This window comes from Bacillus sp. NEAU-CP5 (assembly GCF_026420705.1).
Taxonomy (GTDB): Bacteria; Bacillota; Bacilli; order Bacillales; family Bacillaceae; genus Bacillus; species Bacillus velezensis.
Window position 1 is genome coordinate 372,000 of record NZ_JAPMOV010000003.1, and the last position, 12,468, is coordinate 384,467.

Genomic DNA, 12,468 nt, shown 5'->3' on the forward strand with positions numbered 1-12,468 from the left:
CGCACAGAAAGCAACTCTTTTTTGATAATGCACAACAGGATTATGCAGCGTCCTCATGCAGCATAATCCTGCATCGTTTACCGGCATTGATTTTCACAAAAAACCCATTTCAGGCGGACCGCCCCCGGCTCGGTACATTTTCAGCCACTGCAGAAAAAGCGGTAATCACCCGTTTCAGCTTCTTTTCCAAATGTCCTTTAACGTCCAATAGGTGAATTCCTCAACCTTTACGGCGCCTTTCTCAGAAAACAGCTCAATCCCCAATCTGCCTTCATTCGGATAGATACGGCTTGTCATCGTTGTTTCTCCATGATTGGCGAATACTTCAATCGAGGATCTGTCAATAAAGATACGCAGCGCCAGCTTGCCGTTTGTATCCGTCTGCACCCTTCTCACACCGTCTTTCGCTTTCCCCATCTTGGTGCAGTCAAGCGTCAGCTTTTTATCCGTTAGATTGTATGTCAGCACAAGTTCTTCTTCATCAAGGCCGCGAATCTTAAAACCTGCCGTTTCGGCATCAGAATCGTTCACATCAAACACGGCCCGGACTTCAAGCAGGTCTTCGGACGTCTTTGCCAAGTAACTCCCTGAAAGCGATCGTCCGGCACATTCCCGATATTCTATTTTCCGCAGCTGCTTGGTTTCTTCCACGGGATTCATCAAAAGTTTATGATCATCACGCAAAGTCAGTTCTCGCGGCAACGTCAGTGCACCGCACCATCCGTCCGCTTTTGTCGGCATCTCAGATTCCCACATATCCATCCAGCCGATAGCAATTCTGCGTCCTTTATCATCTAATAATGTTTGCACGGCGTAAAAGTCATGGCCGTGATCCAGTTCTTTAAAAGCGCCGTGTGTAAATTTGTTTGTTTCATCATGATAGTCACCGATTAAATACCCGGTTTGATGTAAATTTTGATAGGAATCACCGTCCGCCTCGATCCCCTGGGGCGAAATCAGCAGGACATGCTTGCCGCCTAATTCAAAGAAATCAGGACATTCCCACATATAGCCGAGATTACCGTCACTTTGGGCAAGAACCCCCGCGTATTCCCAATCACGCAAATCAGGTGAACGGTATAAAACGACCCGTCCGACGTTTTCTTTTGAGGAGTTGCCGATGACCATATACCAAACATCGCGATGCTTCCATACTTTCGGATCGCGGAAATGACGGGCGCTGTCTTCCGGCGGTTCCGCAATAACGGGGTTTCCCTGAAGCTTTTCAAACACGGTTCCATCTTGGCTGACAGCGATATTTTGAGTTTGATAGAATAGGTCTTTCTCTTGATCAATTATATTATGTCCTGTATAGATGAGGGCTAATCTTCCATGATCATCGACCGCGCTTCCCGAAAAACAGCCGCTTTGGTCGAATGCATCGCCCGGAGCTAAGGCAACCGGCAGGTGCTCCCAATGAATGAGATCTTTACTTTTCACATGTCCCCAATGCATCGGCCCCCAATGCTCATCATACGGATGATGCTGAAAAAAGACGTGGTATTCTCCTTTAAATTGAATAAGCCCGTTCGGATCATTGATCCAATTCGCCCGGGGCATAATATGGTACCCCAATCGATATCTTTGTTTCACTTTACCCTCGGCTTCCTTCAAAGCTTCTTCCGCCTGCTGAATTCTATCCATTTGTAACATCCTCTCTATCCGATTTTTTGCAGACGCTGGACACGCCTGCTGTTTTGTTTCGGGCCCAATAAAGTAAATATGGAGATGACGGTAAAACCGAAGACGACGATTCCCATGATGAGATAGGTTTGACGGAATCCCGCACTGTCATATAATCCTCCCGCAAGCGGCGACAGAATCGACGCGCCTGCCTGAGATGCGAATTGAAAACCGACGAGATAAAGGACGGACGACAGACGCGTATCAAAATTGGCAGCCAAATATTTAAAAACGGCGATCAGCATAATCGGCAATTCCAGTGCGTGAATGAGTTTCATTGATGAAATGCCTACAGGCTCAACTGCAATTCCGGACCCGACGATGCGGAAAGCCATTAAAAACCCCGCTAAAATCAAACTGTTTTTCGCCCCGAACTTATTGACGATAAAAGGCGCAAGAAACATCATGCCGGCCTCCAAAAACACTTGGAATGAATTCAGATAGCCGAATACTTGGTTACCCGTCGACACTGAAGGAAACAAAGACGCATAATAGATCGGGAACTGCTGATCATATACACCGTAAATGCAAGTCACCCCGATAATGTACATCATAAAAAACCAGAAATCTCTTAGTAAAAAGAGCCGCCCCACATCTTTTAACCGGACCGAATCCGCTCTGTTTTTCTCATGATCGGTCATTTCTATTTTCACAGACATGATAATGGCCGTTAATATGACGGCTGAAACAGACGCGATCCAGAAGTTGATATTGGGATTGATATTGAAAAGCTGCCCTGCAAAAAATGCAGCAGCCGCCCAGCCCAGCGAGCCCCACATTCTTGATTTTCCATACTCGAAATCATATTTACGGCTGACCTTTTCAATGTACGTTTCAATCGCGCCTATCCCCGCCAAAAAAGCGGCTCCCAAATATAAGCCTCCGACAACGGCGCCAAGAAAGACGTTGTATTGTAAAAGCGGCCCATAGACGAAGATATAAAACGGACCCGTGAATATGAGAAGACAGCTGATCATAAACAATATCTTTTTCTTCAGCCCCAATTTGTCAGAGATAAAACCGTAAAGAGGCTGCATGCACAGGGCAAATACGGCGTTTACAGAAAAGATAATGCCTGTCGCTGATCCGTTTAAATTGATTTCCTGCCCTAACCAAATCGCAAATAAAGAATAGCTGGAAGACCAAGTAAAAAAGAAAAAAAAGAAATAAGCACTCAGTTTCCAATACAGACTTTTTGAGCTTTTCATTTGCACCGCTCCTTTAATAGGACCTTTTAATAGCCGTTTTAGAGCCGCATACTTCCTTCTTCATTTTCATCACATACATGCGAGCTCTGAGTAAGCGCTTACTTTCTATCGCTGCTTAATTCTTTCACTTTATTGCCGCCAGCCATCTCTCCATACCCGTCACTTCCCTTCACTTCGCAAATAAAGCGCTTTCAAAAAGAATTGTATGTCAACCGGTTTCATATGTCAATCGGTTGACATATAATTTTCTGATTATTTCAATCAAACAAAACACACCCTCTTTATATGAAAACAGAAACATGGAATGTCCTTGCACATGTCAGCCTGATTCTCTAAAATAAGTGCGTGACGGAAATTGTAAGCCATTTCAGTAAGCAGGAGGGCACGGGAATGAAGCCTAACATTCATGATGTTGCGAAAATAGCGGGAGTTTCATCTACAACCGTTTCGCGGGTATTAAATAACCGCGGCTATATCAGCGAAAAAACAAAAGAAAAAGTGTACAAGGCGATGGAAGAAATCAATTACTTTCCAAACGATCTGGCCCGCTCTTTATTCCGAAAACGAACCAATTTAATAGGACTTATCATCCCAAACTCCAGCAATCCGTTTTTCGGCGAACTCGCCTTTCATATTGAAAGCATTTGTACGTCCATGGGCTACAAACTGCTGCTTTGCAACAGTTTACATCGAAAGGATAAGGAAGAAAAATATTTGGAGATGCTGATAAGAAACCAGGTGGACGGCGTGATCGCCGTGACTTACAACCGGGGAATTCTCAATTATCACAAGCAAAATCTGCCGATTGTCGCCATTGATCATTACTTATCGGACACGATTCCCGTCGTCGGCTCAGACAACTATGACGGCGGAAAAAAGGCGGCAGAACTGCTGATTGAAAAAGGGTGCCGGCACATCGTCCATATCAACGGCCCGCTTGAACTCGAGACACCGGCAAACCTCAGAAGAAAAGCATACGAAGACGTCATGCACGAACACGGACGGAAGCCTATTACATATGAAGTACCCTTTTATCAGCATTACCATGACATTATTTCAACATTATTCGATGAACAGCCTGACACCGACGGAATTTTTGCCAGCGATGATATCATGGCGGCTGCAGTGATGACCGAGGCCAAAAAACGGGGAATAGACATCCCGAATCAATTAAAAGTGATCGGTTATGACGGCACTGAAACCGTTCAATCGGTTCTGCCGGACTTGGCAACCATCCAGCAGCCGATTGAATTGATTTCCAAAACAGCCATTGAGATTTTAGCAAAAGAAATTGAAGGCGAATTTGATGATTTGCCGCTGGAAACGTATTTGCCGGTACAGCTTTTGGAAGGGCGGACAACGTAGTCAGACTCTTCAGCCGTACGTACCGACGCGATTGCGGTCTATTTTGAGCGCTCCGGCCATATCATTTTCTCAAGCGCCGGCGCTGATCATCCTCATTTCCACTTTGCTGTTTGAACTTTTTGTTTTATGGGAAAAATGGTGTTAGAAGAAAAGGTTGGCATTTTGGTCAGCGTTTTGTTTGACCTTTATTGACCAAAAATGTATCATGTAAATACATACTTACCTAAAAGGTGAAGGAGGAGCATTATGAATTTAATACCTACAGTCATTGAACAAACGAACCGCGGAGAAAGAGCTTATGACATTTACTCCCGTCTTTTGAAGGACCGTATTATCATGCTTGGATCTGCGATTGATGACAACGTTGCGAACTCCATCGTGTCACAGCTTTTATTCCTTGAAGCGGAAGACCCTGAAAAAGATATTTCCATTTACATTAACAGCCCTGGCGGATCAATCACTGCCGGCATGGCAATCTATGATACAATGCAGTTCATTAAACCGAAAGTATCCACGATCTGCATCGGTATGGCCGCTTCTATGGGAGCATTTTTACTTGCAGCCGGAGAAAAAGGCAAACGTTACGCGCTTCCTAACAGTGAAGTTATGATTCACCAGCCGCTTGGCGGAGCGCAAGGACAGGCGACAGAAATTGAAATCGCGGCAAAACGCATTCTCTTGCTTCGCGACAAATTAAACAAAGTGCTTGCTGAACGTACCGGCCAGCCGCTTGAAGTCATTGAGCGCGATACAGACCGCGACAACTTCAAATCAGCTGATGAAGCCTTAGAATACGGCTTAATCGATAAAGTGCTGACACGCAATACAGAAGACCAGAAGTAATGCCCAAAAAACCTGCAAGAGCTGATGTCTCTTGCAGGTTTTTTTATGCTTTATTCCCATTCAAAAAAGTAATGAATGCTTTGACGACAGATAATTCTAACGCTGAAGAATCATACATAAGCCAAGTATCGCGTATCACAGGCTCGTTATTTTTATAAGATAGCGCCAATGTGTATAATTCATCAGAAGGCTGAAGACAGATTTCCGGCACAACAGAATAACCGAGACCGTTTTTCACCATCTCTTTACAGGTTTCCTGCCTGTCTACCTCCATCGCAATGAAAGGCGGTTCAGTAAATTGGTTATTCCACCATTTTTGAATCAAACTTTTCAAAGAAGCATCAGTTTGATAATAAATCATCGGCAATTTGGGAAGGTCCTCACTGTTGATTTCAGTTTTTGAAATAAGGTACAGCCGCTCTTCATTTAGCAGTTGTTTTTCCCCTTGCCAATCATAATTTCCCCTCATAATCCCAAGGTGTACCCCCGAATGATGAAGCAGATCCATCACCTTCGCACTCCATCCCGTATTGACGTGGAATTGAACAGACGGATACTGATCAGAAAACCGTTTTAGAATCGCCGGGAGCTTATACTGAGCAAAATTGCTTGAGACTCCTAATCTGAGAACCCCGCTGACTTCATGGCTCATATTGAGCATATCATCCTTCACTCTTCTGAATTCCTGCAGCATTTCTTTCGAATAATCAACCAGATGTTCACCTTCTGAAGTGAACTCCATCCCTTTTTTTCTTTTATAAAAAAGGCGCACTCCGAATTGTGCTTCCAGGTTTTTGAGCCGATAACTTAACGCCGGCTGTGTCATATATAATCGCTCTGCCGCCTTCGTCATATTTTTTTCTTCGAATAATGTAATGAGCACAATCCAATCCTTTTCATCCATATGAAATCCCCCAAAATATTTTTCTGCTATAAAATTTTCACCTATTATAAAAGTTTTTTATTCAACTTTATAAAAATTATATGTTTTACTTATAATCCTTATTTATCATACGATATTTTCCAAAGGGACCGGTACCTTTTTATCCACACAAAATGATGTAAGGATGAGACAGCATGGAAAAAGTTCCTGTCACCGTCATGAGAGGCGGCACCAGCAAAGGCGTTTTTATTCATCAAAAAGACATGCCAGACGATACAAACCTATGGAGCGATTTTCTTTTAGACATTATGGGGAGCCCTGACGAGAGACAAATTGACGGTCTCGGCGGCGGCCATTCTCTCACAAGCAAGGCAGCCATTATTAAGAAATCCGCCAGAAAGGATGCAGATGTTGAGTATACGTTTGCTCAGGTCAGTTTGACTGACCATTTTACCGACTTCAAAGGCAATTGCGGAAATATCTCTTCTGCCGTAGGCCCTTATGCTATTGAGAAAGGGCTCGTTCAAGCTGAAGAGCCGGTTACAAAAGTCAGAATGTTAAATACAAACACTCAAAAAGTGATCGTAGCAGAAGTTGAAGTCACAAATGGAACATTTCATTACCAGGGGGACTGCGCTATCCCCGGGGTTCCAGGTACAGCTTCTCCTATTTATCTTTCATTTCACCAGGCTGAAGGAGCGGTGACCGGCAAGCTGTTTCCCACTGGTCAGCCTATTGATGTTCTCGATACACCGTATGGAAATATCTCGGTCTCGATTATTGATTACGCCAATCCGCTTGTCTTTGTAAAAGCAGAGGACACGGGGCTTACCGGCTTAGAACTTCCGGATGAATATACCCCGGATATATTGGAAAAGCTCGAAATGATCCGATCGATTGCAGCCGAGAAATGCAGATTCGCTCCGAGACATGAGGCTGCTGCAAAATCACCGGCCGTACCAAAACTGACATTAATCTCATCTCCAGCGGATTATATCGATACAAAAGGAATAAAGAGACACGCAGAAGAGATGGATCTTGTCATTCGTATGATGTCCATGCAAAAACCGCATCAAGCTTTAGCCATTACAGGGGCGGTTTGTACGACTGCCGGCATGCTATTGCAGGATACAATATTATCTGAATTTTCATTCTATGGGAGAACGATTCGATTGGGACATCCAAGCGGCATTTTAGAAACCGAGGCAGAGGTTGATCCGGATGGAACAACGATTAAAGTAGTACGCACAGCAAGAAAAATCTCTGAAGGCTATGTGTTTACAAAGCAAAGTTACAACCTGAATACGCTGAATCACATTGGTTAATACCATCTTCAGACAAGTCAAAGATAAACGGAGGAATACGAGATGATCAATGTAAATGCGTCTAATCGATTAAACAGACTGCCTTTTTCAAGGGCCCATCAAGCAGTGCTCGTTATCCTTTCATTCGCTTACTTTTTTGATTTTATCGATTTAAATACGTTTTCATATGCGGCGCCTTCACTTTTAAAGGAATGGAACATATCCACTCATACCATCGCTTTTATTACGTCTGTTTCCTATTTCGGGATGTTTATCGGCGCCTCTGCCGGAGGATGGTTTTCAGACCGTTTCGGAAGGAAAAAAGGTTTAATTCTGGTTGTCACTTTTTTCTCTTTCTTCTCTCTCCTCTCTTCTCTGGCTTGGAACCCAGAAATACTCGGTGTTTTTAGATTTCTTACGAGTTTAGGTATCGGCGCCACAACGATTGTGGCAAGCACGTATATCAGCGAATTTTTCCCATCCGCAACTAAGGGTAAATACCAGGCAATCTGTATTACAATCGGCATATGCGGAATTCCTGCAGCCGGCTGGGTGGCTAAATTGGTCGTGCCGTCCGCCTCTTACGGCTGGCGGTTTATCTTTCTATTCGGCGCGGTCGGTATTTTTTTTCCGCTGATCGCCAGAAAACTGGAAGAATCACCGAAATGGCTGGACACGAAAGGAAAAAGCGAACAAGCACACCGCATTCTGCTTGAACTGGAGGCAAAAGCAGAAAAAGAAAAGGGTGAACTGCCTGAACCAGCTCCGGCTCTGCGAAGCAGACAAACCGCTGTAAAATCTGTTCCATATCGGACGTTATTTCAAAAGCCTTTGGCAGGAAGAACTTTTGTTTTAATGACGATGTGGGCAGCTTCCACGATTGCAATTCAAGGCTTTGGCACGTGGGTTCCCACCCTTTTGGTAAAAGAAGGCGTATCAATGGATGAGTCTATCGTATACGTCACTCTGGGAACGATCGGTGCCCCGCTGGGCGCTCTCATTGCGTCGCAAATCTCTGACCGTGTGGATCGAAAGTGGGCTATTTCTGTTTTATCGTTAATTATTATGGCGCTTGGATTCTTTTACGGCATCAATCCTTTGCCGATGGTCATTGTCATATGCGGATTTCTCATGCATATGTTTGAGCGCACGTTCAGTTCGATCGCATATGCTTATACGCCGGAATTATATCCGGTTGAAGCCAGGGCATCTGGAAATGGCCTCACTTACGGCGTAGGACGTCTTGCAAATGTAGCCGGTCCCTTTGTCGTCAGTTTCCTGTATTCAGGCTACGGATTTTTAAGTGTTTTCTTGTTCTTTACAGGCTGCTGGTTTCTTTGTGCACTGACAGTCGGTATATTTGGAATCGGTTCAAAAAAACAAAAGATGCAGCAGGATGATTTCATATCGGAAGAAACATTCGTGCAACAAAAGTTGTAAACGCATACAGTCTGCAAACCGCAAAACATCCATCTCCTCTGAGGAAATGGATGTTCTTCTTTCAATCCCAGCAGCATTTTCTTTATCAAACGATTTCCAGAAAGAAAAGGTATTCTATAGGCGGAGAATTTTCCGTCAGAATGGATTAGATGCAACCGCCGAAACATATTTCAGACCTCTACCTTACAATTCCTGCCATTTCTTATCTAAAATCGGGTATGTATACCGATTCATCTGCTCAATCAGCTCATCCGGGCGGGAGGAGCTGTGTATCAGCTTCAAATGAGACTCATTCGAAAATCCTTCCTGAATGCTGTACTTGACCATCTTCATCATCGGCTCAAAATACCCGTTCACATTGTACAGTCCGATCGGTTTTTGATGAATGCCGATTTGCGCCCAGCACAGCACTTCAAATAACTCTTCATATGTTCCGAAGCCGCCGGGCATGGCAATGTACCCGTCGGCAAGTTCACTCATTTTCGCTTTCCGCTCATGCATGCCGCTGACTTCAATCAGCTCCGTCAGATTCTGATGAACAACCTCTCCGCTGAACAGCCCGCTCGGCATGACGCCGACAGCTTTTCCGCCGCCTGCCATTAACGCGTCGGCGACGGTTCCCATCAGACCGACCCGTGAACCGCCGTAAACAAGGCCGATTCCCTGCTCTGCCATATATTCACCCAGTTCGGCCGCTTTGCGTTTGTACTCTTCATTTACCCCCGGGTTTGACCCCGCAAATACACAAATGGTTTTCATTTTTTCATCTCCGTATCTATATATGTACATCAATAAATCAAAATACACTATATATTGTCCCATCTCTATATGATAATATCAATAAGAATCATACAGGACATAAGGAGTGTTTCACATGCAGATGGCTGAAGCAGAACGATGGACGAAAGATTTTTACGAAAAACGAGGATGGTCGGCGTACGGGCCATTTATCAGAATCGGCTTTTTAATGGAAGAGGCGGGTGAGCTCGCCCGGGCGGTAAGAGCATATGAAATCGGCAGAGACCGGCCGGATGAAAAGGACGCGACCCAGGCTGAACGCAGGCAGGAGCTTATTGAAGAAATGGGTGACGTCCTCGGAAATCTGGCTATCCTTGCCGATAAGTACGGCATCACGTTAGAAGATGCGATGAAAGCCCATCAGGAAAAACTGATCAAGCGCTTTGAAACCGAATAAAAACACGGCCTGTCCGCTTTTTCATGGACAGGCCGTATCTGAATTTATCCCGTTATCTCGTCCTGATGCTCAAAGAAATGCTGTTTCCCGATTTTATGAAACAGCCCCGTCTTCCGGATCAGCTCTCTCGGCTGTGATTGCAATCCGACGATCATCAATCTCCCGTTATGCCGTTTGATCCGGTTCATCACATTCCCCAGCACCGCTTCTGCGGAGGTATCCATGTAATGTACATTATTCATCAGCAGAATAAGCGTCTTCGGCTTTTCCTGAAGCCTCTCCAGCAGCGATGATTCCAGTGAATCAATTGAACCGAAAAACAGCGGCCCTTCAATGGAATATGTGCTGACGGACGAATCATTTTTAACCGATTTGACAGCGGCATGCGGTGTTTTAATGCTTGTTGATTCGCTCATTTTTCTGATAAAGAAAACAAAAGCGAGCACGAGACCGGCAGAAACGCCGATGATTAAATCAAACAGAACCGTCAGCAAAAAGGTTGCCGCCAGTACGAATGAATCAGTGTTTTTCAGCCGCATCATATTGGCGACTTCCCTCCGCTCACTCATGTTCCAAGCCACCACCATCAATACCGGCGCCATGCTTGCCAGCGGTACGTGAACGGCAAGCGGGGCAAAGACGAGCAGGACGAGGAGGACGGTGACTCCGTGGACAACACCGGAAATCGGAGAAACTGCGCCGTTTTTAATATTTGTTGCGGTCCGCGCAATCGCTCCCGTTGCCGGTATGCCGCCGAAAAGCGGCGCTGCCATATTGGCGATGCCCTGCCCGACAAGCTCCCTATTGCTGTCATGCCGTGATCCTTTCATATTGTCCGCGACCATCGCCGATAATATGGACTCAAGTCCGCCGAGAAGCGCAATGATCAGAGCCGACGGAAACATCATGATCATGTTATCGATTGAGAAATCCGGAAGCTGGAAAGCCGGAAGCTGCCGCGGGATTTCCCCGTAAGCAGAACCGATTGTCGCCATTTTGTCAGGAAAAAACACCACCGCCGCGGCTGTAGAGACAAGCAGTGCCACAAGCGCGCCCGGAATCTTCGGCATCAGCCTGGCTGATAACAGCAAAATGGCCAAAGCAATTCCCGCGATGAGGATGCTGTACGAATTAAAGGTTCCGAGCTTCTTGCCGATTTCCGCAATGTTGAGGATAAAGCTTTCATGCTTTTGGATATCGCGCAGACCGAGAAAATGGGCAATCTGCTCCGAGAAAATCAGCACCGCAATTCCGGCCGTAAATCCGACGATCACCGGCTTCGGCACGAATTTCATAATCTTTCCGAGCTTAAATACGCCAAACAGGACGAGCATGACGCCTGCCATAAAACCGGCTACAAGTAAATTCTCAAAACCATACTGCATCACAATGGCAAATAAAATGGGAACAAACGCCCCCGTAGGCCCGCCGATCTGATATTTAGAGCCGCCCAACAGCGAAATCAGAATTCCGGCCACAATAACGGTGTAAAGCCCGTATTCCGGACCGACCCCCGAGGCGATGGCAAAGGCCATTCCCAATGGAATCGCTACAATTCCGACCACAATTCCCGCGATTAGGTCTTTCTGAAATTTCTGCAAATTGTATCCCTGATATCTGCCCGTAAATTGCATCGTCAGCTGCATCCTCCTTTGACTGTTTCATAACCGTCAACGACAACATCCAGCGTCCCCGTCCCCGGATCGATCACCAGCCCGTGCACCGGCACCTCTTCAGGCAAGAGCGGATGATGCCTGACCATATTCACGCTGTGGGCCACGCTTTCTTCGACGCTGTGAAAACCGGTCAGCCATGTTTCCAAATCGACTCCTGCATGCTGCAGAAGGCTGAGACATTTGTCCTCAACGCCGCGCTCTTTTGCTTTATTTAATATGGAAGCCGCATTCAATCCCGACATTCCGCACTCGCGGTGACCTATGATGCAGACTTCCTCTGCCTGCAGTTCATAAACGGCAACCAAAATGCTCCGCATGACACTTCCAAATGGGTGAGAAACAATGGCTCCCGCGTTTTTTATGATTTTGGCATCGCCGTTTCTGAGTCCCATCGCCTGCGGCAGAAGCTCCGTCAGCCTTGTATCCATACAGGATACGATGACAAGCTTTTTTTTCGGGAATTTTGTCGTTTGGTAAGGTTCATATTTCCTTTCTTGGACAAACTGCTGGTTGTGCTCCAAAATGCTTGATAAAGAAACCATTTTTCTATTCATCTCCCATCCGATTGTATTGCAAGCCTTCTTACCCAGCTTACAGTAAGGAATTATAGCACAGAAAAAGGCCTCAAAAGCGCTTTCAAAAAAAGACACGATAATTTGACTGTAAATTCAGATTATGTTCATTTATATCTTTCAAAAATAATAAAATTTATCTTTACACCAACCTATAAAGCTTTTGAAAACAGCGGTTCCGCTCATTTTGCCTTCAGAAATATAGGCGGATTCTGTTATTGTTTGGAGAAATCAAGCATGTACATTTCTTTTTCTTTCATTTTAAGTTCAAAAGAACCAGAAATTTATCGTAATGCGTT

General features: G+C 45.2%; 11 protein-coding genes. 5 read left to right on the forward strand and 6 right to left on the reverse strand.

Annotation, left to right across the window (positions count from 1 at the left end):
* Window positions 1–174: 174 nt before the first annotated feature.
* Window positions 175–1,644: a glycoside hydrolase family 32 protein gene (locus OTK50_RS11955; protein WP_221663933.1), complete on the reverse strand. Its 1,470-nt coding sequence runs from the start codon at window positions 1,642–1,644 to the stop codon at window positions 175–177.
* 14 nt (window positions 1,645–1,658) lie between these two features.
* Complete coding sequence (locus OTK50_RS11960; protein ID WP_007613980.1) at window positions 1,659–2,891, reverse strand: MFS transporter; 1,233 nt, start codon at window positions 2,889–2,891, stop codon at window positions 1,659–1,661.
* 390 nt (window positions 2,892–3,281) lie between these two features.
* Between OTK50_RS11960 and OTK50_RS11965 the strand changes: the two genes are divergently transcribed.
* Both OTK50_RS11965 and clpP read left to right on the forward strand, forming a co-directional pair.
* The gene (locus tag OTK50_RS11965) at window positions 3,282–4,256 is read left to right on the forward strand and encodes a LacI family DNA-binding transcriptional regulator (RefSeq protein WP_088461716.1); all 975 of its coding nucleotides are present in this window, start codon (window positions 3,282–3,284) and stop codon (window positions 4,254–4,256) included.
* Window positions 4,257–4,502: 246 nt separating this feature from the next.
* Window positions 4,503–5,099 carry an ATP-dependent Clp endopeptidase proteolytic subunit ClpP gene (gene clpP, locus OTK50_RS11970; RefSeq protein WP_003151513.1) on the forward strand — a complete coding sequence of 199 codons (597 nt, stop codon included), beginning with the start codon at window positions 4,503–4,505 and terminating at the stop codon, window positions 5,097–5,099.
* Between the two features lie 43 nt (window positions 5,100–5,142).
* Here clpP and OTK50_RS11975 read toward each other — a convergent pair whose 3' ends face one another.
* Complete coding sequence (locus OTK50_RS11975) at window positions 5,143–6,003, reverse strand: LysR family transcriptional regulator (RefSeq protein ID WP_003151510.1); 861 nt, start codon at window positions 6,001–6,003, stop codon at window positions 5,143–5,145.
* A 173-nt stretch (window positions 6,004–6,176) separates the two neighbouring features.
* On the opposite strand from OTK50_RS11975, the gene OTK50_RS11980 reads away from it, so the two are divergent.
* Both OTK50_RS11980 and OTK50_RS11985 read left to right on the forward strand, forming a co-directional pair.
* Window positions 6,177–7,307, forward strand: a complete 1,131-nt coding sequence (locus OTK50_RS11980; protein ID WP_224223844.1) for a 2-methylaconitate cis-trans isomerase PrpF family protein — start codon at window positions 6,177–6,179, stop codon at window positions 7,305–7,307.
* A gap of 42 nt (window positions 7,308–7,349) precedes the next feature.
* Window positions 7,350–8,726: an MFS transporter gene (locus OTK50_RS11985; RefSeq protein WP_015418287.1), complete on the forward strand. Its 1,377-nt coding sequence runs from the start codon at window positions 7,350–7,352 to the stop codon at window positions 8,724–8,726.
* A 183-nt stretch (window positions 8,727–8,909) separates the two neighbouring features.
* Here the strand turns inward: OTK50_RS11985 and OTK50_RS11990 are convergent, their stop codons facing one another.
* On the reverse strand, window positions 8,910–9,485 hold the full coding sequence (locus tag OTK50_RS11990) for a TIGR00730 family Rossman fold protein (RefSeq protein ID WP_020956392.1): 576 nt from the start codon (window positions 9,483–9,485) through the stop codon (window positions 8,910–8,912).
* A 115-nt stretch (window positions 9,486–9,600) separates the two neighbouring features.
* On the opposite strand from OTK50_RS11990, the gene OTK50_RS11995 reads away from it, so the two are divergent.
* Window positions 9,601–9,921, forward strand: a complete 321-nt coding sequence (locus OTK50_RS11995) for a MazG nucleotide pyrophosphohydrolase domain-containing protein (protein WP_044801888.1) — start codon at window positions 9,601–9,603, stop codon at window positions 9,919–9,921.
* Window positions 9,922–9,965: 44 nt separating this feature from the next.
* Here OTK50_RS11995 and OTK50_RS12000 read toward each other — a convergent pair whose 3' ends face one another.
* Both OTK50_RS12000 and OTK50_RS12005 read right to left on the reverse strand, forming a co-directional pair.
* Window positions 9,966–11,555 carry a SulP family inorganic anion transporter gene (locus tag OTK50_RS12000; protein WP_105938222.1) on the reverse strand — a complete coding sequence of 530 codons (1,590 nt, stop codon included), beginning with the start codon at window positions 11,553–11,555 and terminating at the stop codon, window positions 9,966–9,968.
* Window positions 11,556–11,557: 2 nt separating this feature from the next.
* Window positions 11,558–12,139, reverse strand: a complete 582-nt coding sequence (locus OTK50_RS12005) for a beta-class carbonic anhydrase (RefSeq protein ID WP_003151503.1) — start codon at window positions 12,137–12,139, stop codon at window positions 11,558–11,560.
* Between the last annotated feature and the right edge of the window lie 329 nt (window positions 12,140–12,468).